Origin of the sequence: Shimia litoralis, assembly GCF_005518135.1 — a bacterium.
Lineage (GTDB): Bacteria > Pseudomonadota > Alphaproteobacteria > Rhodobacterales > Rhodobacteraceae > Shimia_E > Shimia_E litoralis.
Genome location: NZ_SULI01000002.1, coordinates 160,798 through 183,248 on the forward strand (window position 1 = coordinate 160,798; position 22,451 = coordinate 183,248).

At 55.1% G+C, this 22,451-nt stretch carries 23 protein-coding genes and 1 tRNA gene; 16 read left to right on the plus strand and 8 right to left on the minus strand.

Translation table 11 applies throughout. The annotated features are described in order from the left end of the window. The first annotated feature begins 14 nt into the window (after positions 1–14). The 8 genes from FAP39_RS02795 (at position 15) to FAP39_RS02830 (ending at position 7,127) form a co-directional block, all read left to right on the plus strand. The gene (locus FAP39_RS02795) at positions 15–1,016 is read left to right on the plus strand and encodes a GlxA family transcriptional regulator (RefSeq protein ID WP_246058907.1); all 1,002 of its coding nucleotides are present in this window, start codon (positions 15–17) and stop codon (positions 1,014–1,016) included. Between the two features lie 104 nt (positions 1,017–1,120). After that, a tRNA-Met gene (locus FAP39_RS02800) sits at positions 1,121–1,197 on the plus strand. Between the two features lie 242 nt (positions 1,198–1,439). Continuing rightward, positions 1,440–2,360 (plus strand): PHP domain-containing protein, encoded by a 921-nt coding sequence (locus tag FAP39_RS02805; protein ID WP_138014859.1) that lies wholly within the window; start codon positions 1,440–1,442, stop codon positions 2,358–2,360. Positions 2,361–2,466: 106 nt separating this feature from the next. Further along, positions 2,467–3,261 (plus strand): phosphonate ABC transporter ATP-binding protein, encoded by a 795-nt coding sequence (phnC, locus tag FAP39_RS02810; protein ID WP_138014860.1) that lies wholly within the window; start codon positions 2,467–2,469, stop codon positions 3,259–3,261. A gap of 54 nt (positions 3,262–3,315) precedes the next feature. Then, on the plus strand, positions 3,316–4,218 hold the full coding sequence (gene phnD, locus FAP39_RS02815; RefSeq protein ID WP_138014861.1) for a phosphonate ABC transporter substrate-binding protein: 903 nt from the start codon (positions 3,316–3,318) through the stop codon (positions 4,216–4,218). A gap of 64 nt (positions 4,219–4,282) precedes the next feature. Next, a complete protein-coding gene (gene phnE, locus FAP39_RS02820) occupies positions 4,283–5,155 on the plus strand; it encodes a phosphonate ABC transporter, permease protein PhnE (RefSeq protein ID WP_138014862.1) in 873 nt (290 codons plus the stop codon). A gap of 2 nt (positions 5,156–5,157) precedes the next feature. Then, on the plus strand, positions 5,158–6,468 hold the full coding sequence (gene phnE / locus FAP39_RS02825; RefSeq protein WP_138014990.1) for a phosphonate ABC transporter, permease protein PhnE: 1,311 nt from the start codon (positions 5,158–5,160) through the stop codon (positions 6,466–6,468). A gap of 44 nt (positions 6,469–6,512) precedes the next feature. Beyond that, positions 6,513–7,127, plus strand: a complete 615-nt coding sequence (locus FAP39_RS02830) for an LbetaH domain-containing protein (RefSeq protein WP_138014863.1) — start codon at positions 6,513–6,515, stop codon at positions 7,125–7,127. Positions 7,128–7,224: 97 nt separating this feature from the next. Here the strand turns inward: FAP39_RS02830 and FAP39_RS02835 are convergent, their stop codons facing one another. The 3 genes from FAP39_RS02835 to phnF all read right to left on the minus strand — a co-directional run bounded on the left by FAP39_RS02835 (position 7,225) and on the right by phnF (position 10,601). Further along, on the minus strand, positions 7,225–8,439 hold the full coding sequence (locus FAP39_RS02835; protein WP_138014864.1) for a glycerophosphodiester phosphodiesterase family protein: 1,215 nt from the start codon (positions 8,437–8,439) through the stop codon (positions 7,225–7,227). A 143-nt stretch (positions 8,440–8,582) separates the two neighbouring features. After that, positions 8,583–9,764 carry an alpha-D-ribose 1-methylphosphonate 5-triphosphate diphosphatase gene (locus FAP39_RS02840; RefSeq protein WP_138014865.1) on the minus strand — a complete coding sequence of 394 codons (1,182 nt, stop codon included), beginning with the start codon at positions 9,762–9,764 and terminating at the stop codon, positions 8,583–8,585. Between the two features lie 111 nt (positions 9,765–9,875). Continuing rightward, entirely contained in the window at positions 9,876–10,601 is a 726-nt protein-coding gene (phnF, locus tag FAP39_RS02845) for a phosphonate metabolism transcriptional regulator PhnF (protein WP_138014866.1), read from the minus strand. A 102-nt stretch (positions 10,602–10,703) separates the two neighbouring features. Here phnF and phnG point away from each other — a divergent pair, with 102 nt between their 5' ends. The 7 genes from phnG to phnN all read left to right on the plus strand — a co-directional run bounded on the left by phnG (position 10,704) and on the right by phnN (position 15,795). Beyond that, positions 10,704–11,147, plus strand: a complete 444-nt coding sequence (gene phnG / locus FAP39_RS02850; protein ID WP_138014867.1) for a phosphonate C-P lyase system protein PhnG — start codon at positions 10,704–10,706, stop codon at positions 11,145–11,147. Then, a complete protein-coding gene (gene phnH / locus FAP39_RS02855; protein WP_138014868.1) occupies positions 11,147–11,716 on the plus strand; it encodes a phosphonate C-P lyase system protein PhnH in 570 nt (189 codons plus the stop codon). The genes phnG and phnH overlap by 1 nt, the downstream gene beginning before the upstream one ends. After that, the gene (locus tag FAP39_RS02860) at positions 11,716–12,822 is read left to right on the plus strand and encodes a carbon-phosphorus lyase complex subunit (RefSeq protein ID WP_138014869.1); all 1,107 of its coding nucleotides are present in this window, start codon (positions 11,716–11,718) and stop codon (positions 12,820–12,822) included. Before phnH ends, FAP39_RS02860 begins: the two co-directional genes overlap by 1 nt. 29 nt (positions 12,823–12,851) lie before the next feature. Continuing rightward, entirely contained in the window at positions 12,852–13,721 is an 870-nt protein-coding gene (locus FAP39_RS02865) for an alpha-D-ribose 1-methylphosphonate 5-phosphate C-P-lyase PhnJ (protein WP_138014991.1), read from the plus strand. After that, positions 13,718–14,488, plus strand: coding sequence for a phosphonate C-P lyase system protein PhnK (gene phnK / locus FAP39_RS02870; protein WP_138014870.1), 771 nt, complete (start codon positions 13,718–13,720; stop codon positions 14,486–14,488). The genes FAP39_RS02865 and phnK overlap by 4 nt, the downstream gene beginning before the upstream one ends. Positions 14,489–14,569: 81 nt before the next feature. Further along, a complete protein-coding gene (phnL, locus tag FAP39_RS02875; RefSeq protein WP_138014871.1) occupies positions 14,570–15,253 on the plus strand; it encodes a phosphonate C-P lyase system protein PhnL in 684 nt (227 codons plus the stop codon). Beyond that, complete coding sequence (phnN, locus tag FAP39_RS02880; RefSeq protein ID WP_138014872.1) at positions 15,253–15,795, plus strand: phosphonate metabolism protein/1,5-bisphosphokinase (PRPP-forming) PhnN; 543 nt, start codon at positions 15,253–15,255, stop codon at positions 15,793–15,795. The genes phnL and phnN overlap by 1 nt, the downstream gene beginning before the upstream one ends. Here phnN and FAP39_RS02885 read toward each other — a convergent pair. Continuing rightward, positions 15,777–16,463 carry a DUF1045 domain-containing protein gene (locus FAP39_RS02885; RefSeq protein WP_246058908.1) on the minus strand — a complete coding sequence of 229 codons (687 nt, stop codon included), beginning with the start codon at positions 16,461–16,463 and terminating at the stop codon, positions 15,777–15,779. The genes phnN and FAP39_RS02885 overlap by 19 nt on opposite strands. 52 nt (positions 16,464–16,515) lie before the next feature. Between FAP39_RS02885 and FAP39_RS02890 the strand changes: the two genes are divergently transcribed. After that, entirely contained in the window at positions 16,516–17,661 is a 1,146-nt protein-coding gene (locus FAP39_RS02890; RefSeq protein ID WP_138014873.1) for an alpha-D-ribose 1-methylphosphonate 5-triphosphate diphosphatase, read from the plus strand. Here FAP39_RS02890 and FAP39_RS02895 read toward each other — a convergent pair. From FAP39_RS02895 to FAP39_RS02910, 4 genes are read right to left on the minus strand one after another with little or no spacing between them, the layout of a single operon-like run. Next, the gene (locus tag FAP39_RS02895) at positions 17,658–19,433 is read right to left on the minus strand and encodes a Na/Pi cotransporter family protein (RefSeq protein WP_138014874.1); all 1,776 of its coding nucleotides are present in this window, start codon (positions 19,431–19,433) and stop codon (positions 17,658–17,660) included. The genes FAP39_RS02890 and FAP39_RS02895 overlap by 4 nt on opposite strands. A gap of 56 nt (positions 19,434–19,489) precedes the next feature. Then, positions 19,490–20,869: an FAD/NAD(P)-dependent oxidoreductase gene (locus tag FAP39_RS02900; RefSeq protein ID WP_246058911.1), complete on the minus strand. Its 1,380-nt coding sequence runs from the start codon at positions 20,867–20,869 to the stop codon at positions 19,490–19,492. After that, a complete protein-coding gene (locus tag FAP39_RS02905) occupies positions 20,859–21,182 on the minus strand; it encodes a (2Fe-2S)-binding protein (protein WP_212743398.1) in 324 nt (107 codons plus the stop codon). The genes FAP39_RS02900 and FAP39_RS02905 overlap by 11 nt, the downstream gene beginning before the upstream one ends. Further along, a complete protein-coding gene (locus tag FAP39_RS02910) occupies positions 21,166–22,269 on the minus strand; it encodes an NAD(P)/FAD-dependent oxidoreductase (protein WP_138014877.1) in 1,104 nt (367 codons plus the stop codon). Before FAP39_RS02910 ends, FAP39_RS02905 begins: the two co-directional genes overlap by 17 nt. Positions 22,270–22,451: the final 182 nt, after the last annotated feature.

Genomic DNA, 22,451 nt, shown 5'->3' on the forward strand with positions numbered 1-22,451 from the left:
GTGGAGGAACAACGGTGAGCGATGGACTGATTCCGAAAGGTGTCGCTCGTGTGGAGATGGAGGACACTCCTGAGCCCGAGCACTTTGTATTCCTGCTTGTTCCAAACATGTCGATGCTCGCATTTAGTGCCGCAATTGAACCTTTACGTGTGGCAAATCAATTGACCGGTAAGGTGTTATATCGCTGGACGATGATGTCCGAAGATGGCGCAAGTGTGCGGTGCTCCAACGGCGTCGAATTAGGGGCCGACTGTGCGCTGGGCGACACCCCGGCAGGAAGCCACATTTTTGTGTGCTCGGGTGTGCAACCAGAGCTGGCGACATCCCAAAAGGTTGCGGATTGGGTGCGGTTTCAATGGCGTTCGGGACGGACCGTTGGGGGGTTGTGTACAGGCGCTTATACGCTTGCCCGCGCGGGGATTCTTAAGGGGAAATCTTTCACTCTGCATTGGGAAAACCAAATCCCGTTTCGCGAAACCTATCCAGATCTTGAGGTCAGCGAGCAATTGTATGTGATTGATGATCGGATCATGACCAGCGGGGGCGGGGCCGCCGCAACCGATTTGTTTCTGAAACTGATTTACGAACGTCATGGGCCGATGCTGTCTCAGGCCGTTCTAAATATGTGTTTGCATTTTGTGCACCGATCCGATGCCGACAGTCAGCAGTCGTCAAAATCTGCGGCGCTGGGGATACGGAATGAAAAGTTGATCCAGATTATCACCATGTTCGATGACTTGTTGGATCAGCAGATTGATTTGGATGAATTGGCCTATAAGGTCGGGATTTCACGTCGCCAGCTAGAACGGCTTTTTGTGCGTCATATCGGAAAGACCCCGAAACGGTATCTGGTTGATCTGCGCTTGCAGCGTGCGCGGGCCCTGATGGCTGAAACGGATTTGCCGGTCAGCGAGGTGGCGGCCGCTTGTGGATTTGAAACCGTGTCACATTTCTCGAAACGGTTCCGCGAACAGTTCGGGATGTCGCCATATTCGTTTTCAGTCGCCAAGAGTTAATGAGTGATACGTCAGATAGATACGCATTCCGTCACCGAATTTAGGAATTCGCAGTTTTCGCCCTTGACCCCGTGCCGCGACTCTTCTACATCGCGTCCCACCGTGGCGCGGTAGCTCAGTTGGTTAGAGCGATCGACTCATAATCGATAGGTCGGGAGTTCAAGTCTCCCCCACGCCACCACAGAATTCCAAGGCTCGATCCTATCGGATCGGGCCTTTTTATTTTCCGAGACCGCGTGGCGTTACCTCTTGTTGCTTGGCCGACGCGAATTGCCCACTTTTGCCGAGATGTCACCACAAAGGTGCTCATGTGGACACGTATGAGGGATTTTGCTTTGTCGAAGGCATCAAGCGCAATACGACTGTCATAATAAGATGTAGATTATAAATACATGCACAGGCAAAAGACGGAGTCTTCGTTTCATGATACCCACGGCATTCACCGCCGCAGGACAGTTCTATCGCGGAAACCTGCACACCCATTCGACCCTTTCGGATGGTGTTCTGGATCCCTCCGAAGTCTGTCGACGCTACAAAGCAGAGGGGTATGATTTCATCAGCCTGACGGATCATTTTATCGGAACGTTTGGGTATCCGGTCGCGGATACACGCGGGTTTCGGGATGATGCATTCACGACGATCCTTGGTGCCGAGCTGCACTCGGGCATGATGAAAAATGGAGAACTTTGGCATATTTTGGCGGTGGGGTTGCCGCTGGATTTTGCGCCCTCGCACTCTCCGAGTTTTTCGCCGGAACCCGGACAGGAAACAGGCCCCGAGATTGCCCAACGCGCGCGTGATGTGGGTGCCTTTGTGACCGTAGCCCACCCGCAATGGTCTGGATTGACGCTCGAGGATGCGATGTCGGTCACTGCGGCACACGCGGTTGAGACCTACAATCACGGATGTGCCATCGGATGTGATCGGCCTGATGGGTTTCACACGATGGAATTGATGTTGTCGGCTGGGCGCAGGGTGAACCTTATCGCGACCGATGATGCTCATTTTTCAGAGCCAGACCATTTTGGCGGCTGGGTTATGGTAAAGTCCCAAGCCAATGAGCCGGACATGTTGCTGGCAGCGCTCAAGTCGGGGGCCTATTATTCTACTCAGGGTCCGGAACTGCATCATGTCGAAGTGACGGACACAGAAATCATTGTCGAGTGCTCTGCTGTCGCCAGCGTGATCGTGCAAGGCCATGGGGCTGCTGCCCGCGTGCAACATGGCGATTCAATAACCACAGCACGGATTCCTCTGGAGCGCTTTCGCAAGGGGGAATGGCTGCGTGTTTCGGTAATTGATGCCGACGCAAAGCGCGCGTGGTCAAATCCAATCTGGTTGTGAGGTCCCAAAGCGGGGGCCTCGTGCCCTTCATAAAACATTCACTGAACTGACAAGAGACCGTCTTTGAACGCACGTATCTCGCCTCTGAGATATCCGAGGGAATACCGTGCTTCAAATAGACCAGCTCACTAAGAAATTTGGCCCGAATATTGCGGTCGACTCTGCAACGATCAGCGTCCCTGAACCTGCGATGATCGGTATCATCGGGCGTTCGGGTGCGGGCAAGTCGACCTTGTTGCGGATGATCAACCGTCTGAGCGACCCAAGTTCGGGTCGTATCGTGTTTGACGGTCGCGATATCACCACATTGTCAGGAGCGGACAAGCGGCGCTGGCAATCTGAATGCGCGATGATCTTTCAACAGTTCAATCTGGTTCCGCGCATGGATGTGGTCAGCAATGTCTTGCATGGCACGCTCAACCGGCGCTCGACGCTGGCGACGATGTTCAACCTGTTTCCATCCGAAGATATTCATCGCGCAATCGACATTCTTGACCGCTTGGGCATTGCTGCGCACGGCGCAAAACGGGCCGAAGCTCTCTCTGGCGGGCAGCAACAGCGTGTCGCGATTGCGCGGGCGTTGATGCAAGACCCCCATATCATTTTGGCGGACGAGCCCATTGCGTCTTTGGACCCTATGAACGCCCAAGTTGTGATGCAATCCTTGCGCAGTATTCATGAAGAAGACGGCCGCACCGTGATTGCCAACCTGCACACGTTGGACACAGCGCGCAGGTACTGTGATCGGGTGATCGGCATGCGTGACGGACGTATCGTGTTTGATGGGCGTCCTGACCAACTCACGACTGGTGCCGCGCGCGACATCTATGGCGCCGATGACAGCTTTAACGAAGCTTATACATCCACCGAAATCCAGACGCTTGATCGCGTCTCAGCCTGAGTTTCATCTGCCTTGCCGCGACGGTCAGGGCCTATTCAATTGGAGAAAATGAAGATGAAAAAACTGATCGCTGCCGTATTGGCAACCACAGCCCTAACGGCCCCGGTTATGGCCGAAGACATCAAAGAATTCCGTATTGGCATTCTGGGTGGCGAAAACGCCCAAGACCGGATGACAAGCAACGAATGCTTGCGTCAAAAAACAGAAGATCTGTTGGGTGTGGAAACAAAATTGTTTGCACCAGCTGACTATAACGGCGTGATCCAAGGCCTGTTGGGCGGCACAATTGACATCGCATGGTTGGGTGCATCTGGGTATGCGAAAACCTTCCTGTCTGATCCCGAAGCGGTTGAGCCAATTTTGGTCAAGGTGAACAATGATGGCGGCTACGGCTATTATTCTGTTGGCTTTGCGCGCAAAGACAGCGGTGTTGCTTCATTGGATGACATGAAGGGCAAAGTCTTTGGGTTTGGCGATCCGAATTCTACATCTGGCTTCCTGATCCCTTCCATTGAAATTCCAGAAGCCACTGGCGCGACAATGACGTCGGGCGATTACTTTGGCGAAGTCAAATTCACAGGTGGTCACGAGCAAACCATCGTCGCCGTGAGCAATGGTGATGTGGATGCCGGTGTGACTTGGGCAGACGGCCTTGGGAACTGGGAAGACGGATACAACTCTGGCGCATTGCGTAAAGCTGTTGATGCTGGCCTGATCGACATGAACGATCTGGTGCAAATCTGGCAATCCAAGCCGATCCCAGAGGGTCCGTTTGTGGTTCGCAAGTCTCTGCCTGCTGATGTCAAAGTCAAAATGACTGGCCTGTTGGCTTCGTTGAAGTCCATGGACCCAGATTGCGCCTATGGCGTTCTGCAGGGTGATGCGAAAGGCTTTATGCCGATCACGCATGACGCCTATCAGGTCATCATCGAAGCACGAAAGCTCAAATCAAACTAAACCGGTTTGATCACACGATACAGGCCCTGCGTTTTGCGGGGCCTGATTTTTGAAGAGGTATCTCATGGCCGAACTGACGGGCACTGTATCTGAATTGCGTGCTGATTATCTTGCCCAGACGCGGCACAAACGAATGCTGAATGGCATTCTTCTCATATTGTTCGTGGCCTTGATGGTCTCTGGCTTTATGATTGCGGATGATCGCAATGCCGGTGGGTTTTGGTCCGGCTTGCATCGCTTGTTTGATTTCCCAAAAGAGGTGCTTTCCGAGGCTGCTGAGAAAGCTTCGGATTTGCCGTCACACCTTGTCAATTTCCTGCCGTCTTTGATTGAAACGATCAACATCGCGGGTGCGTCAACATTGATCGGGGCCATGCTTGCGATGGTGCTTTCGTTGCTGGCAACGCATGGCCTTGCGCCGTGGCCACGCCTGATACCGGTGTTCCGGCGTGTGATGGATATCATGCGCGCAGTCCCGGAAATCGTGATTGCCTTGGTGCTGATTTTTGTCATGGGCGGTGGCCCGTTGCCTGCCATGGTCGCGATTGCATTTCATACCGCAGGTGCGCTGGGCAAGCTGTTTTCCGAAGTAAATGAAAACGCGTCACTCAAGCCGCTCGAAGGCCTCGAGTCGGTTGGGGCAAGTTGGGCTCAGCGGATGTGGCTTGGCGTCATTCCACAGGTCGCACCAAATTACCTGAGCTATGCGTTGTTGCGCTTTGAAATCAACATTCGCGCCTCTGCAATCTTGGGGTTCGTCGGTGCTGGTGGCATTGGCTACGAGCTGAAAAATGCAATGTCGTGGGGCCAAGGGCAATATGACGAAGCCGCTGCGATCTTTCTGTTGTTGTTCTTCGCAATCATCTTTGTGGATCAAATTTCAAGCTATTATCGCGACCGCCTGACACACGGCAAAAAGGAAAAGGTGACGGCATGACCATGACTGCAACCGATACCCTCAAAATCGAAGCCAACGCCCTGTTTTCGCGCAAGCGTATGATGTCGTTCGGGCTTCCCGTCGTTGTTATGGCGTATCTGACATATATTTTCTTTAGCTTTGACGTTCTTGGCCTGTCGACGCGCTTTGATATCGACAATGCACGGGCGTTGGTTGCGGACAGTTATAGCTACAAGACCCATGTGACGCGGGATAACCGGTCGGGCGAGGTGACAATTGCCATCGAAGGCGAGCGCAAAGGCACATACGAGGCAGGAGTATCGCCCGACTGGGTGTCTCTGGCCAATTCGGGCACTGTGATTGATCTGGGCGGGGGGCACGTTGTGACCTTTGGTCAAGACAATCTGGTCAGCTATAGCATCCCGGATTATGGTGTTATTTTGGCCCAGCCAGGCGCAGGCGGCGTTCGGGCCCAGCTTCCGTCCGGTGATGTTCCATCATGGATCAACGCGTCGAAAAACCGCCTGACCGTGACGACGGATGAAGGGCGCCTGACTGTGACGCGCAACCGCACCGAGGTGTTTCGCTATTTCATGGGGTGGGAGCTGTTCTTTTTCACCTTGGACAGCCCTTATCACGGTATGGGTTTTTTCGAGCTGGCAGGTCACGCCATGAACGGAGAAGCCACCGCGATTTGGCATGATTTCTGGACCAACAAAATGTGGCGCCATGCAGACGTGGCATGGGCGATTTTTGAAACGATCCTAATGGCGTTTTTGGGCACCATGGGGGCTGCAATTGTGGCATTGCCCATGGCATTTCTGGCCGCCAAGAATTTTACACCGCTCATGATCGTGCGTCAGGCCACGCGTCGCCTGTTTGACTTTTTCCGAGGTGTTGATGCCTTGATCTGGACGATTGTTTTGGCCAGAGCATTTGGACCTGGCCCGCTGACCGGTGCGTTGGCGATTTTGATCACCGACACGGGCAGCTTCGGCAAGATGTTTTCCGAAGCTCTCGAGAATGTGGATCAAAAGCAGATTGAAGGTATTCAATCCACGGGCGCGAAACCTCTTCAGCGGTATCGTTTTGGGGTGATCCCGCAAATCACGCCTGTGTTGCTAAGTCAGATCCTTTACTATCTTGAATCCAATACGCGCAGCGCGACGATTATTGGGGCGATCACAGGGGGCGGGATTGGCTTGTTGCTGACGCAGGCAATGATCACCCAAAAGGACTGGGAAGAAGTGTCGTATTACATCGTGCTGATCATTCTTATGGTGATGGCCATGGATTGGGCATCCGGTTGGTTGCGACGCCGGTTGATCTCGGGTGGATCGGCCGACTCGTAGATGCCGCTTGAAATGTCTCACACGAAACAAAATGCGAGGGTGCTATGGCCCGTTTGACAGCGGAAAATCCGTACATTCACCCGGACTGTGTGATTGTCCAAAGCACCTTTGGCCGGTTCGTGGAAATTGGTAAAGGCAGCCGCGTTGTCGATAGCCGGTTCGGGGATTATTCCTATTGCGACCGTGGTGCGGATATGGCGAATGCCAACATTGGCAAATTTGCAAATATTGCCGCCCACGTTCGCATTGGTGCGCCTGATCATCCGATGGAGAAGGCCAGCCTGCATCATTTTCTGTACCGCTCCAAAGACTATTGGGACACGGCAGAGATGGACGATGCTTGGTTTGCGCATCGGCGGGCGCGGGTTGCCCACATCGGGCATGATACGTGGATTGGACACGGTGCCATGGTCAAGCCAGACGTTGTGGTGGGGCATGGTGCCATCGTGGCATCGGGTGCCGTGGTCACCAAAGATGTCGCGCCATATATGATCGTGGCCGGCGTGCCCGCAGTGCCTTTGCGCGCGCGGTTTTCTGAACAGATTTCCGACAGGTTGCAAGCCTTGGCGTGGTGGGATTGGGACCACAACAGGCTGCGCGACGCGCTACAGGATTTTCGGAGTTTCGAGGCCGAGGCTTTTCTTGAAAAATATGAATAGCCGAGCTGATCTCTAGAGATCTGGCCACAGAATTTTACGAACTGGAAATACCTGTGCGGATCAGATTGACCCGCACAGCGTTGCGTTTTGAACAGGATCAGTTCAGATCCATACAGCTTGCGTAATATGTCACCGTGGCTGGCCAATCGCTAAAGATGCCCTCGATGCCGACTTTTTCATTCAGCGCATGCAGCATGGTAAAGGTATCTGCATCAGTATCGATGGTGTCTTTCACCGATTGGTAGTACCAGCCGCCGCCAGTTGCGAGCGGACCCGAGCGTTCCAGCGTCCATGTGATGATCTTAAGGCCCGCGTCCTTGGCCGATTTGGCGTAAGGAGATGCGACAATGTCATCGCCGTCGGTTGTCACCAGCATCCACATTGGCGGGGCAATATAGTTCACACCCATGTCAGCAAGATCTTGCATCGATGGCTCAAACGTATCGGTGTTCAGATAGTCAAATCCTTCCACATCATAACGTCCGTCCAGATATACGGCTTGTTTGCCGAATTCAGGCTCGTGTTCGATCCAATAGCGCACATCATCCAGATTGAACGATTGGGCGAATACGTCGCTGGCAGGAATGCCGGCAGCTTTGTATTCGTCAATCATCTTTTGTGCGTACATTTCTTGCGTAAAGCCTTCAAATGGCATTTCAACAGACGGGGACTTGAGTTCAGGTGTGAACTTAACGCCCAGAGTTTTGAACAGCTCGATCGATTCCGCGTGGGTCATCAATGTACCAGTTTCAGCGGAATAGAGATCAGTGCGCCAGCCTGCTGTCCCATCCATAAAGCCTTCGGCAGTGGTCGCGGTCTTGTCTGCCGCATCCATTTTACCAGTCAGTGACTTGAACTCGGCCAGCGTGATTTCGGAAGTGCGGCATTCTGCGCGCGCTTTGTCGTCAGCGGTGGCAGCGGCAAAGGGTGTCACACAGGTGTCTGCAAGCTCAGAGCCCAGAATGTTTGTTGTGGTCGCCAGATCGTTTTGGGCATGACGACACACCAGCTCTTTGTCCTTGGTGAACGTGACATCACATTCGATGATGCCTGCGCCCATGCGGCCTGCTGCACGATAGGATTCCGCAGTGTGTTCAGGGAATTGCATCGGGGCACCACGGTGCCCAATTGAAAAGGCTGTGCGTTTAAGGGGTGTATTCTCACACGCCTTGAGCTTGGTCTTGAGCGGGCCTTCTGGCATGCGGTCGATCAGGTAATAGGGACGCGGTCCCACTTCGACTTCAGCGGCAAAGGCAACACCTGAAAGTGTGACCATGGCTGCTGTCATCAGCAATGATTTACGTACGTACATGTCTTTCTCCGAGTTGGAATGTGTCGCACGGATCGCAAACAAAGGACACGAAGAGATGACGGGTTTTTGAAGAGTTGGTAAACTTTTGTCCGGTCGCGCAAAATTGGTCGATTCGACCACAACTCCAGACCGTGTCGCGCGTTCTATTCGGCTGCCATCGGCATGCCAGACGCGGCGTCACAGAACCGATGCGCCGCTTGACCAACCAGATGTGTAATCCGGCCCCCTGTGATGGTGCCTTCGACGCCATGGGTTTGCGCGTTCACGATCGCAATGTCTGCGCGCCGACCAAAGCCAAGGTGCCCACGATCTGCAAACCCCATGATTTCTGCAGGGGTTTGCGATATCATTTTCCAAGCCTCGGGAAGCGTCTTGATACCCATCTCGACCAGATGAAAGGCGGCTTGGGACAAGGCGGGATAATAGTAATCAGACACCAGCGCATCACACAGCCCGGCACGGATCAGCGTTTCGGCCGCGATGTTGCCGGATTGCGAACCACCGCGCACCACGTTTGGCGCGCCCATCAGAACATGGTCACCGACCGCACGGGCCAGCGCCGCCGCAGAATGTGCCGTTGGAAACTCGCAAATTTTGGCCCCAATCATTGAGAATCGTTCGCGCGTGTCCCCGTCTGGATCATCATGCGATCCATATCGGACCCCGCAGCGGTCAAATTCTTCGGCCAGAGTGCACAGATGACGTGGCACACGCGGGGTTTGTTCCAGCGCTTTGTGTACAATCGCCATATGCTCTTGGGCGGACCGCCCTGCCTTGTTGGCCCAGAGCGTAATTTGTTCGGGATGTAGGCGCGCCATATGCAGCGCCTCGTCCAGATGGTTGTTAAAGATGACATAGTCGACATTGTGACGCTTCACGGCATCGAGCAGGCGATTGGCTGTGTCGACGGTATGGGTTTCGCACCGGATTTGGATTTTCAGATCACTCAGTGCATGGGTGCGATACAGGTCAAGCGCAGCCAGCAATGCTTCGGCGGTTTGAGGGCCTCTCGGGCCGCCTTCCCAGCTCCAGCTTTGGGCAAGATATGCGGTGGTCACGCCATTTGCCGCCGCATCGCGATCTGTGGCTCGTAGGCCTGTTTCCATCGGAAAAGGTGCTGATGGGCGCGGGGCAATATGGCGTTCAAACGCGTCCCCGTGCAAATCAACAATGCCAGGTAACAGATAGTATCCGGCAAGGTTGACCTCGGGAAGCGGGCCTTTGGAAATATACCCGTTTCGGATCACAAGCGAGCGGTTTTGCATCTCGCCATCGCGAAGAACAGAGGCACCAGTAAAACGAAGTGAGAGAGGTGTGCGCGACATTGCTTTGCTCGTTGTAAGATTTACACTCCACCCTAGGGTGTTTGTGTGTCGCGTGCGTGACAGCTTGCCAATTATACAGGGGAATTGGCACATCAAGTGTGGGGGCGGTCCCTATTCTGGGTCGGATAACGTCAACGTGACGCGATCTCCGGCGAACCACGACACACCGTATTCGGTTGGCACGCGGTTGGCATCGACATTGATGCCAACACTTCTCAGAATCGGATCTCCTTCGCGAATACGCAGATGCAAGGCCTGCGTGGTTGTCGCCCGTTTTGCCGTCAAGCGGGTCGAGGCGCGCGTATAGTCTTCTACGCCACACGCCTTGAGCGCGGCGGTGACCGATTTGGAAAATGTCAGGTGCTCTAACAGATCTGGATACCGCTCGGCAGGAAAGGCGCTGCGGAACATGACGATGGGTTGCCCATCTGCCAAAGAAAGCCCTTCATACACGTGCACAGGGTCACCCTTATTCAGATGCAAGGCTTCGGCTTCTCGTTGATCGGCGGCGCGCGTTTCGATTGACAGGGTTTCCTTGGCGGGCAGACGTCCGGCCTGTTGAAGGTTCCGGTGAAATCGCACGCGTTTGCCGATTGGATAATCTGTCGGGCGTTGCGCGACATACACCCCCGAGCCACGCCGAGCATGCACAAGACCGGTTTCCGCCATATCCTTGAGCGCGTGGCGCACGGTGTGACGGTTGACGCCAAAGCGTGCCGAGAGTTCCGCCTCGGTTGGCAGCTTGTCACCGGGGGTATAACGCCCTTCCGCAATGTCGGCGGTCAGCGCCCGAGAGATGCCTTCCCAAACGGGGGTCTTCTTTTGAAATCTACTCATGTCATGAAAGTTTCACTGTATGTGGGATTGTGTGACTCAGGGGTGATCGGTAAGTATTTGTCTAGTTGTATAGATGTACAGACAAATCGACAAGGTGTCTAGATGAGCACAGAACTTACCCGAAAGGACTGGATGTCCTTGCTGGCCAAAGCCCCAGCGAAGTCGCTGGCGTGGCTTTGGGAGGCGACCCAGCTTTCACCTGATTTCACATGGCTGCGTGCCCCTGAAATTGGGGCCGCCATGGTGCGAGGCCGCATGGGGGGAACTGGTGCGCCATTCAACCTTGGAGAAATGACATTGACGCGGTGCTCTGTGCAATTGGCGACGGGCGAAGTCGGCCACGGATACGTTCAGGGGCGCGACAAGGATAAGGCGCGTGTTGCAGCGTTGGTCGACGCGTTGCTGCAAGGGCCACAGGCAGAGGCAGTACAAGCTGCGGTCATCATGCCGCTCGTCGCTGAACGCGACAAGGCCAAGACGCGCCGTGCGACCAAAGCGGCCGCCACAAAAGTAGATTTCTTTACGATGGTGCGGGGGGAAGATTGATGGATACTGACGTGTTGAAAGGCGGATTTTCCAATGCGCCGGTTCAGTCTGCACAGGCATTCAGGGCAATCATGACATTGCTCGCGCGACCTGGCGAGATCTTGGGTGTTCAAGGAGCGATGCCACCTGCACCTTTGTCAGTTGCGGCAGGTGTCACTCTGATAACCTTGTGTGATCCCGAAACACCGTTGTTTTTGGCGGGTGCATGGGACTGTCCCGAGGTACGCAAATGGATTGCGTTTCATATCGGGGCCCCCATTGTTCCCCGCGCACAGGCCCATTTTGCGGTGGGGTCTTGGAAAGACTTTGGGCCAGTGACCGACTTTGCAATTGGCACACCCCAATATCCCGACCGATCCGCGACTCTGATTGTCGAGCTTGAAACCCTCAGCACTGACGGACCTGCCTTGCGGGGGCCCGGTATCAAGACACACACGACGCTGTCTTTGCCGGATGTCGAGACATTTCAGGCGAATGCGACGCTTTTCCCGTTGGGGCTGGATTTCCTGTTTACTTCGGGCACATCCATCGCGGGTCTGCCTCGCACAACCAAAGTGGAGGCAACCTGATGTATGTTGCAGTAAAGGGTGGCGAGCGTGCAATCGACAATGCACATGCATGGTTGGCCGAGGAGCGCCGCGGCGATCAAGCCGTGTCAGAGCTGTCGATTGAACAAATTCGCAACCAGCTTACGTTGGCCGTGAACAGGGTTATGGCAGAGGGGTCGTTGTTTGATCCCGATCTTGCTGCACTGGCCATCAAGCAGTCGCGCGGGGATATGATCGAAGCCATTTTCCTGATGCGCGCATATCGGACCACATTGCCAAGATTTGGATATTCGCGTCCGATCGAGACGGCCAATATGGCGTGTGATCGACGCGTTTCGGCAACCTTCAAAGATGTGCCCGGCGGACAAATATTGGGTCCGACGTTTGACTATACTCACCGGCTTTTGGATTTTGCGTTGGCGGCCGAAGGAGAAGTTCCCGAAGCGCCGACAGTTACGGCAGCAAGCGAACGTATTCCGCATGTGGCCGAGTTCCTTAATCAAGAGGGGCTTATTCAAACCGAAACCCCAAGCGAAGCTGTGCCACCGGATTTAACACGCGAGCCGCTTGAGCTTCCTGCGGACAGGGCGCTGAGGTTGCAGTCGCTAACGCGCGGGGATGAAGGGTTCGTGTTGGGCATGGCCTATTCCACACAACGTGGGTATGCCCGCAACCACGCCTTTGTAGGTGAGCTGCGCATAGGGACAGTGGATGTCGAAATGGACATCCCTGAACTTGGGTTCGCCATCGATATTGGCGAGATCGAGGTGACCGAATGTGAAACGGTCAACCAGTTCACGGGCTCCAAAACAGAACCACCGCAATTCACCCGAGGATATGGGTTGGTGTTTGGCCAATCCGAGCGCAAATCAATCTCTATGGCGTTGGTCGATCGTGCTCTGCGTTGGAAAGAATTGGGCGAAGACAATCTTGGAGCGCCAGCACAAGACGAGGAATTTGTGCTGTATCACTGCGACAATATTCAGGCGACCGGCTTCCTAGAGCATATCAAGCTGCCCCATTATGTGGATTTCCAATCCGAACTGGAACTGATCCGCAAGCTGCGACGCGAAGCGCTGGAGACTGTCGCAGGGCAGGTGCCAAATGTTGCCGAGGCCGCAGAATGACGCATCTTTACACAACCCCCGAGGCGGAAATGAACGCGTATAATTTTGCCTATCTTGATGAACAGACCAAACGTATGATCCGGCGGGCAATCCTTAAGGGGCTTGCCATCCCGGGGTACCAAGTCCCTTTTGCGAGCCGCGAAATGCCGATGCCGTATGGGTGGGGCACCGGCGGCGTGCAGGTCAGCGCAGCTGTGTTGATGCCTGAGGATACGCTTAAGGTGATTGACCAAGGGGCTGATGACACCACAAATGCCGTGTCGATCCGCAAGTTTTTCGAAAAAACTGCGGGCATCGCCACCACGGAACAGACAACCAAAGCGTCGGTCATCCAGACACGCCACCGGATACCCGAGGCCGCATTGTCTGAGGGGCAAATTCTTGTCTATCAGGTTCCAATTCCTGAGCCGCTTCGGTTTCTGGAACCGTCCGAGGTCGAAACCCGCAAGATGCACAGCCTCGAAGAATACGGCTTGATGCATGTGAAGCTCTATGAAGACATTAGCCGCCATGGTGCCATTGCGACGGCCTATGCGTATCCGGTCAAGGTTGAGGAGCGGTATGTTATGGACCCATCTCCGATCCCCAAGTTTGACAACCCCAAGATGGAGATGGCGGCGATCCAACTGTTTGGCGCTGGGCGCGAGCAGCGCATTTACGCGATCCCGCCATACACCCAAGTGGTGAGCCTTGATTTCGATGATTTTCCGTTTGAGGCCAGCAAAGCCGATCACGCATGTGATCTGTGCGGGGCGGACGACAGCTATCTTGACGAAGTCATTATGGATGACAAAGGCACGCGCATGTTTGTGTGTTCTGACACCGATTATTGTGCGGCGCGGCGGCACGCAGGACACGTGGGCGCACAGGGAATTCCCGAGAAGGAGAGCGTGATATGACACCGTTGCTACAAGTCAAAGATATCGCGAAAACCTATGGTGCCCGTATCGGGTGCACGGCGGTCAGCTTTGATCTTTATCCAGGCGAAGTGATGGGTATCGTCGGCGAAAGTGGATCGGGCAAATCGACGCTGCTGAACTGTCTTGCCGGGCATCTGGAACCCGATGCGGGCCAAGTCTTGTTTGATACGCGCAGTGCAGGCATGCAGGACACGGTGACCATGTCAGAGCCTGAACGACGGATGTTGTCGCGTACTGATTGGGCGTTTGTACATCAACACGCCCGCGACGGGTTACGCATGAACGTTAGCGCAGGCGGGAATGTGGGCGAGCGCCTGATGGCCGTCGGCGCGCGGCATTATGGCGAAATCAGATCACAAGCCATCGATTGGCTGGATCGGGTCGAGATTCACGAAACCCGAATAGACGATCGCCCAACGGCATTTTCCGGCGGCATGCAGCAAAGGCTACAGATCGCTAGAAATCTGGTCACAGGCCCTCGGCTGGTGTTCATGGACGAGCCCACGGGGGGGCTGGATGTGTCGGTTCAGGCTCGCTTGCTGGACTTGTTGCGTGGTCTGGTTCGGAAAATGGGCCTGAGCGCGATTATCGTGACGCATGATTTGGCGGTTGTCAGATTGTTGGCAGATCGGCTTATGGTCATGAAAGACGGGCATGTGGTGGAAACCGGCCTGACCGATCAGGTGCTTGATGACCCCCAGCACGCCTATACACAGCTTTTGGTAAGCTCTGTTTTGCAGGTCTAGCGACCCCAGATATCGGCGTACTGCATAGAATTCTCACGGGGCTTCACGCCTTGGACATGGAAAAGACAAGAGGACGGTCTCATGATCGAAATTACCAATCTCAGCAAGACATTCACGCTGCACAATCAGGGTGGCGTGGTGATACCTGTGATGCAAGGGGCCAATGTGTCGGTCGGGGCGGGCGAATGCGTCGGGCTGATTGGGGCCTCTGGTGCGGGGAAATCAACCTTGATGCGTTTGGTGTATGGGAACTATCTTGCCGCAGGCGGACAAATTTTGGTCGATGGTTTGGACGTCACCCAAGCCGAGCCGCGCGAAATTCTGGCATTGCGCAGGGATCGTCTGGGGTATGTGAGCCAATTCTTGCGTGTTGTGCCACGGGTGCCCACCCTGGATGTGGTGGCAGAGCCGTTGTTGTCTGTTGGCGTCGACCCAGAAACAGCCCGCATTCGCGCACGAACACTGTTGTCGCGGTTGAACATTCCCGAGCGGCTCTGGTCGCTGAGCCCAACATCATTTTCAGGCGGTGAGCAGCAGCGCGTGAACATCGCGCGCGGGTTCGCGCATGAGTACCCCGCAATGTTGCTGGACGAACCCACGGCAAGTCTTGATGCCGGCAATCGTGAAACGGTTTTGTCACTGATTGAAGAGGCCAAAGCGCGTGGCGCGGCGATTATTGGCATATTCCATGACGAGGCCGCGCGTGATCGGGTCTGTGATCGTCAGATCAATGTGTCTGATTTCACACCAGAGGCAGCGGCATAATGGCGGCCGCGGTGATAGGGGTCGTCGGCCCGTCTGGCGTTGGCAAAGATACTGTGATGCAGGAAATGGCGGCGCGCAATCCGGAGGTCGTGTTGATCCGACGGGTGATTACGCGACCAAGCTCTGCGGGGGGCGAGGCATTTGATGGTGTCTCTGAAGCTGAATTTCGCGCGATGGAAACGGCTGGCCATTTTATTCTTTGCTGGCAAGCTCATGGGTTGTCCTATGGCATTCCACGCGCGCAATTCGAGGCGATTGGCTCCGATGGTGTGGCGTTGGTGAACCTGTCGCGCGCCGTACTGGATACGGCACGCGCGCGGTTTGAAGGTTTTCGAGTTCTGTCTCTTGTCGCACCCAATGATGTCTTGGCGGCTCGCTTGGGCGCGCGGGGCAGAGAAGATGCGGCCGATATTTCCGCGCGGCTTGAACGTGCTGGGTACACCCGCCCCACGGGATCCGATGTGATCGAGATCAGCAATGACGGCGATCTGAATGACACTCTTGGCGCAATTTGGGCGGCGCTCTATCCGGAAAGCGCATAGCGATGAATTTCGTGAAACATGCCATCGGGACCCTCGCCCACAAGCGTGAGGTCAGACACCTGAAAGGGGCTTGGCAGGATCGGAACCAAAATGGGCGCGAGGGCGGCATGCACACGGCTGGCATCATGCTCGCTTTGTGGACCCGTCAACGTGATATGAAAACGAAACTCGTCCATGACATAAGGGTACCCCCATTTCTGCAACAACGCGGTTTGACGTGGGCTGAGGTTGGCTTGTTGACGGCGCTTGATCTCGCGATCGCTCGCGGGTGCCCGAAATGGATCGAGGTCACGCACGACCGTGCTGGCAAGCTCCGCAAGGGGTGTTTGCTCCCCAGCAATCGTCACAGCAAGAAAACCACCCAAGCGGCTCAGTTGCAGGCTTGGCAAGGTGATTGCGGGCAATTTCGCTGCCAGAACAGCACAGGCATCCTGCAGTTCAGTGACACTGGTGCCTTGAGCCAAGTGAAATGGTGGCTTGATTGTGCCATGCAAACCATATTTACGCGGTGTCCGCGTGATATTTTCCACGGGACAAGGCAGATCCGGAATGTCTGGATGCGCCACATGTTGTCCGGCTTCTATGTCCCATCCCAACCAATGTGCGCCAAAAGTGGCAAGCGCACCTTTGGGTGGGGTGTAATAAATGGCGTATCTGGTAAATTGCACGATGCGGCCTTTCAATTTTTCACAGCCACTGCCAAATCAGCGTAACATTTTGATGACACAAGATATGATCCTCGCCAATGCCATGTTGGTTCTGCCGAACGAAACCGTTCGTGGCAGTATTGTTGTAAAAGATGGCGTGATCCACGCCATTGAGAAAGGCGCATCGGTTCCTGCCGGTGCAGAAGACTGCGAGGGGGACTATGTCGCGCCTGGCCTGATTGAATTGCACACCGACAACCTTGAGCGCCACTTGCACCCGAGACCGCACGTTGAGTGGCCGCACCAAGCCGCGATTGTGGCGCATGATGCAGAACTGGCAAGCGTCGGGATCACAACGGTTTTTGATGCCATCCGCGTCGGGTCAATTATTTCGGACCCAGGCAAAAATTATGGGAAATACGCTCGCCGAATTGCGACCGAAATTCTTTCGATGCGTGACAACGACAGCCTAAAGATTAGCCACCACTTGCATCTGCGTGCTGAAACGTGTTCCGAAACGCTGATCGATGAACTGGCTGAATTTGGTCCACAAGATCGTATTGGCATCGTGAGCATCATGGATCATACGCCGGGTCAGCGTCAGTTCACAGATATTACCAAATTTGAAGCCTATGTACGTGGAAAATATGCCATCTCCGGAGACGGATTTTCCGATTACGTGGACTTTTTGTATGGTCTGCGGGATCGGCTTGGGGCGGCGCACGAGGCTGCAGCAGTAGGTGCCGCCAAGCGATATGGCGCGGTCTTGGCCAGCCACGATGACACCACCGCGGCGCAAGTCGCGGTTTCGTCGGCGCATGGCATTCACTTGGCAGAGTTCCCGACCACCGTTGAGGCCGCTCAGGCATGCCGCGCGCACCAAATTGCAACGATCATGGGCGGGCCAAACCTTGTGCGGGGTGGATCCCATTCCGGAAATGTCGCGGCGATCGAATTGGCGGATGCGGATATCTTGGATATTATTTCATCCGATTATGTGCCCGCGTCATTGCTCATGGGGGCCGTTCGCTTGGGTCAGCACTGGGGTGATATGGCCAAAGGCATCGCTACGGTCACGGCAACCCCGGCCAAAATGACGGGTTTGACGGATCGTGGGCGTCTGGAGCAGGGGCTAACGGGCGATTTGATACGCTTTAGATTGACCGAGGGCGTACCGGCGTTGCGCGCAGTTTGGAGAAAGGGGCGTCAGGTGGCCTAGGACGTGTGGACCGTTGGTTGTGGTGCATCAGATGCAGCGTGATCGATGCTGATTGGCTCGAGATAAAGGGTTTGTGCCGCCGATATCAGGTTGTGCGCGACGTCATAGGCATATTGTGTATCGTTGATAAATGATGTCGCCATGGGGGCTTCGATCTGCGTATTTCGGATGTATTTCTCTGCTTGGCTAATGGCGTTTTTACGCGTGAGTTGGGCTTGAACCTGCGCTTGTTCAAGCCAACTCTTGTCTGCATTTGCGGTGTTCAACAGGTCAAGTTGCACCATCAAATCGGCCAATTCGATCCGTAGCTGATCATAGAGCTGGGTAATCATGCCTTGGTTTCTTACTGTGTATCCAAGCGTATTCCGATGCAGGCGATTTGTCGATTTCACGGCACGGCTGATGTGGCTTGCCGTATCTCGAAGGTCATGAAGACGCGAGACTTCGGCTTCGGTCATGTCATTGATTCCAGAGGCGCGTGCGCTAAAACTAATGATCGCGGAATATATCGGCTTGATCTGTTCGATATATTTCGTACCCAGTGCGAACTCCATATCTGTGCGGCTTTGCATGACTTGGCCGGGGATGTTTTTCGACTGAGTCAAACGATCCCACTGCAGATTTAGGCCACCCGCGATCAGAGGAAGCGCACTATCCAGCAGGTGGCTGAGTTCTTTTTGAAGTGCGATGTTGATGGTTTCCGGAAAGTCGTCGGTGGCTTCGGAAATAAACTGGGGATGGGCCAACATGGGCGTTGGCGTGGGAATGCGATGTTCTAAAAACGAAATCAACTTGTTGAGAAGGGGTAGCATAAGTGCAACGCCCATCAGGTTGAATAGCGTGTGAAACACCGCCAGTTTGAGCGTGTAGTCATCAGGCGAAATGCCAATGGCGCTGCTCGCGACGTTGACCAACGAAATGATTGGGCCAATGAGAACGAGCGCCACAGACGCCGTCGCCACGTTGAAGATCAAATGTGCAAGCGCCAGACGTTTGCCTTGATAGTTCGCAGAGATGGCCCCAATTGCGGCGGTAATGGTTGTCCCGATGTTTGACCCAATCGCCAAAGCCAACGCGTTTTCATATGTGATCTGTGAGGCGGCCAGTGCCGTAATCACCAAAACCATTGTTGCGCCAGAGCTTTGCATGATCACGGTCATGATGGCCCCGATACCCGAGAACAGGATCAAGCCGGAAAATCCAGTGAGCGCGTATTCGGTAAGATCGAAGTAGCTCTGAAATGCATCGAAACCGATTTTCATGTAATGGATACCCAGAAACAGGAACCCCATTCCCGCCAAAACCAACCCAAAACCGCGCATGTATTTCGAAGATTGGAAAGCAGGCACCACTGCTAAGGCAAGCATTGGCATCGCATAGGCCGAGAGATTGACCTTAAGGCCGAAGCCAGCCACCAGCCACGCCCCTGTGGTCGTACCGATGTTTGCGCCGAAGATGATGCCGACACCTGCCGTCAGTGTAATCAGGCCCGCGCTTAGAAAAGAGATTGTCACAAGCGTGACAAGGGAACTTGATTGCATGAGCGTGGTGGTGACAAACCCAAACCCAAGCGCGCGCGGCAGAGAGGCGGTCGCGCGCTCTAAAATCGTTTCCAAGAGGCCACCGCTAAAAAGCTTGAACCCATCTTCGAGCATGGCCATGCCAAATAGGAAAATGGCGATACCAGCGACAACTTCCTGAAGATCCGGGACAGCCCAAAAGCAAATGACCAGAATGACAAGAAAGACGCCCGTACCAACATTTCTTCGCATACGTTCCCCTTATGCGCATTGCCTCGGTCATTTATTGACCTAAGTCGCCCAAAGGTTCAATCCGTCTGTTCGAGGGCCGCAATTTCTCCAAGGGATACCGGGCGCACCGGGCTGCGGGCACGTGGCATGCCCACTGTCGCAATGGGGCGCTGTGTTTGTGCGGCTAACATGTGTGTCAGCGACAGGTCACACTGACGGCCTTGGCAAGGCCCCATGCCAATACGCGTTGCAGTCTTGAGGTGTCGCAATTCTGTGGCGCCGTCGTGAATGGCCTGACGTATTGTGCCGGCTGTGATCTCTTCACATCTGCAGAGAATGGTGTCATCCGGCGGGGTGTTGATTTCGGGTGGCACTGCATAGGCGGCATCCAAGAACGCGCGGATGGCCTGTGCCCGGTTGCGATGATTTATGGCGTGTGCGTTGACATGTGATGCTATGGACGGACGCAGGCCACGTACGGCACAAATGATCGCATTTGCGGTAATCACGCCTTGTGCGCGGGCGGCATCAGCGCCCAATATTCCCGCGCTGTCCCCCGCAACCCATAGACCCGGACGTGCGGTGCGCCCTTCAGTGTCGTGGTCGGGGTGCCAACATTGCTGGGCTTTGTGCCATTTATGCGGAATCCCCGCAGATCGTGTCAGGTGGGTTGCGGGAATAATGCCTTGGTGTGATAGAACCAGCGCGCATTTCAGATGGTGGGTTTCGCCCTTTGACGTGAATTCAAAATCCAGCAGATCGTCTTGGATCTGGGCCTTGAAGCTGTGCGCGGCTGTGTACCGAGGAATGCGGGCCGCGCGAATTTTGCGCAGCATTGCGAGGCCCTTGAAAATTTGTTGCCGATCCAGCAGGGCGCGCGGCAGGTGGCGCACCGCCCGCATCATCATCTGAGGTGTTTGTGTTTCGACCATCGCCACCGGAGGCTGCCCCGCCTCAATCATCTGGACGGCGATCAAGTATAACAAGGGGCCGCTTCCGGCGAGGACCGCATCCTTTGGCAACAAATCAGATGACTTCATCAAAATTTGCGCGGCACCGGCTGGCATGACGCCAGGCAAGGTCCAGCCTGCGAAGGGCACAGGGCGTTCTTGGGCACCTGTGGCGATCAGCACGTGATCGGCGTGGATCGCATGGCTTTTCCCGTGCAATGAATACCACACGGTGGGTGTGTCATCTATGCGCCATACCGCAGCCCCCGCCACATGGGTGATATTCGGATGGTCCAGCGCGTCGGCTAGAGGGATGCCTTTGGTGTACTCGGGCCCCAGATGTGTCAGACGATCTTGGTTGCGCGTGATATTGCGATAAACCTGTCCGCCGGCCGCAGGTTGGTCGTCCAAGAGGTGAACCTTAAGCCCCCCGTTTGCCGCCGTGGCTGCGGCGGCCATACCCGCCGGTCCGGCACCAATAATGATCAGGTCGGGCTTAGCCATCATGGGGCTCCTCTAGGGGCCGGAAGCCCGCCTGATGTGTGATACACATGCCGTCTTGCACTGTGATCATACAGGCCTGCTGGTTTGGGCGGCCGTCAATCGTCACAAGACAGTCAAAGCAAGCTCCCATCATACAAAATGGTGTGCGTGGCGATTGGCTTATTCCTGTGGTGCGTGTTGGTGCAGGCCCAAACGCCAAGAGTGCGGCGGCAACCGTATCTGTCGCGCGCGCGTGTGTTTGAACGCCATCGATTTGCAGACATACGGTATCGTATGTTCCATTTTCACGCCTGAAAAATCTAGAATCTGTCATCATCAAAGGCCTTTAGATCAGGGGCATTCTGGGTGTTTAATATCCAGTCGACCAAGGTGCTGGCATGCGCTGGCGCCAGAGTGATACCACTGTGGCAGGTGATCATTTGTGCGGCTGGCATTTCAGGCGCGCGGGCATACACGGGATATCCATCAGGCGTCATGACGCGCAAGGCACCCCAGCTGCGCACGACGTTGACGTCTTTTAGCGTGGGCCAAACGGCAATGGCATGTTGTGCAAGGGATTTCATCTTGGATGTCGTTTCCCGATCATCCGGCCCCACATCGGCTTTGGTGCCGCCAATCTGAATGCCGCCTTCGTCCACCTGTCGCACGGTCGAGGATACAAATGGAAGCCGATCCTGTATCCGTTCCGTGATCATTAACTCGCCCTTTTGAGGGCGAATGGCGGTGCGAAACCCAAGCATTGGCGCAAGATCAGCAGAGCCAAGGCCCGCACATAATATCAGATGCGGGGTCAGGCGCGGTGCGTGTGTGGCGTGGTGCACCTTAAATCCGGATGCATGCGGGGAAATGCTGTGAACTTTCCAGTTGGGAATGATGACCCCGCCCAGCCTTTGCACAGCGACACGAAGGGCCTGTAGCACACGCAGCGGGTTTACATGGCCGTCGTGTGGACAAAACGTGGCCCCGACAATCTGTTCTCCGATGCCGGGCAGGGCGGCGCGCAAGGCATCCCCTGTCAAAGTTTGATATCGAAAGTCATCCCCGAGTGTTTTGGCTTGGGCGGCCAAATCTGCCGTAAAAGCATCGAATTCAGCGTTGTCGGTAAAGAACTCGTACCCGCCAGTGGCTTGGAAGGCGAGATCAATGCCGGTCATATCCTGCAACTCTTGTGCAAAGGCAGGCCACAGGTTAATCGCGTGCTTGGTCCAGCGCGCGTAGGGTGCAAAATGTGCGCCTTTCCCCTGCAGCCAAGTTAGGCCAAAATTGCCCTGACTGGCGCGTAAATCGGCGTTTTCACCATCAAGCACGGTGACGCTTTGACCCGCCTTGAGCAAGCCAAATGCCACCGACAAGCCGACCACGCCGCCGCCGATAATTGTCGTGTCTGTGTTGCCTTGTTCCATTCGGCCACCCTGACAGAACAGGCCACAGCGTCAATGGTCCAAGGGGGCGGTTTTGGATGCTTGGCCCCGCGCGCATCGCTCCGAACTCGGGGGCGTTCTGCGGATGAACAAATCGCGGCGGACGTCAGGGCACGTGGCAGGATTGGGTGTTTGACCAATAAATTCGCGTGAGGCTCTTGCAA

Bases quoted from the DNA above. Each gene is read 5' to 3' on its own strand.
- FAP39_RS02900 (WP_246058911.1), bottom strand. From the start codon at position 20,869: ATGATGGCTAAGCCCGACCTGATCATTATTGGTGCCGGACCGGCGGGT.
- FAP39_RS02835 (WP_138014864.1), bottom strand. From the start codon at position 8,439: ATGTACGTACGTAAATCATTGCTGATGACAGCAGCCATGGTCACACTT.
- phnN (WP_138014872.1), top strand. From the start codon at position 15,253: ATGGCGGCCGCGGTGATAGGGGTCGTCGGCCCGTCTGGCGTTGGCAAA.
- phnK (WP_138014870.1), top strand. From the start codon at position 13,718: ATGACACCGTTGCTACAAGTCAAAGATATCGCGAAAACCTATGGTGCC.
- phnL (WP_138014871.1), top strand. From the start codon at position 14,570: ATGATCGAAATTACCAATCTCAGCAAGACATTCACGCTGCACAATCAG.
- FAP39_RS02865 (WP_138014991.1), top strand. From the start codon at position 12,852: ATGAACGCGTATAATTTTGCCTATCTTGATGAACAGACCAAACGTATG.
- FAP39_RS02830 (WP_138014863.1), top strand. From the start codon at position 6,513: ATGGCCCGTTTGACAGCGGAAAATCCGTACATTCACCCGGACTGTGTG.
- FAP39_RS02890 (WP_138014873.1), top strand. From the start codon at position 16,516: ATGACACAAGATATGATCCTCGCCAATGCCATGTTGGTTCTGCCGAAC.
- FAP39_RS02860 (WP_138014869.1), top strand. From the start codon at position 11,716: ATGTATGTTGCAGTAAAGGGTGGCGAGCGTGCAATCGACAATGCACAT.
- phnD (WP_138014861.1), top strand. From the start codon at position 3,316: ATGAAAAAACTGATCGCTGCCGTATTGGCAACCACAGCCCTAACGGCC.
- FAP39_RS02840 (WP_138014865.1), bottom strand. From the start codon at position 9,764: ATGTCGCGCACACCTCTCTCACTTCGTTTTACTGGTGCCTCTGTTCTT.
- FAP39_RS02805 (WP_138014859.1), top strand. From the start codon at position 1,440: ATGATACCCACGGCATTCACCGCCGCAGGACAGTTCTATCGCGGAAAC.
- phnF (WP_138014866.1), bottom strand. From the start codon at position 10,601: ATGAGTAGATTTCAAAAGAAGACCCCCGTTTGGGAAGGCATCTCTCGG.
- FAP39_RS02895 (WP_138014874.1), bottom strand. From the start codon at position 19,433: ATGCGAAGAAATGTTGGTACGGGCGTCTTTCTTGTCATTCTGGTCATT.
- phnE (WP_138014990.1), top strand. From the start codon at position 5,158: ATGACTGCAACCGATACCCTCAAAATCGAAGCCAACGCCCTGTTTTCG.
- FAP39_RS02905 (WP_212743398.1), bottom strand. From the start codon at position 21,182: ATGATGACAGATTCTAGATTTTTCAGGCGTGAAAATGGAACATACGAT.
- phnE (WP_138014862.1), top strand. From the start codon at position 4,283: ATGGCCGAACTGACGGGCACTGTATCTGAATTGCGTGCTGATTATCTT.
- FAP39_RS02910 (WP_138014877.1), bottom strand. From the start codon at position 22,269: ATGGAACAAGGCAACACAGACACGACAATTATCGGCGGCGGCGTGGTC.
- phnH (WP_138014868.1), top strand. From the start codon at position 11,147: ATGGATACTGACGTGTTGAAAGGCGGATTTTCCAATGCGCCGGTTCAG.
- phnG (WP_138014867.1), top strand. From the start codon at position 10,704: ATGAGCACAGAACTTACCCGAAAGGACTGGATGTCCTTGCTGGCCAAA.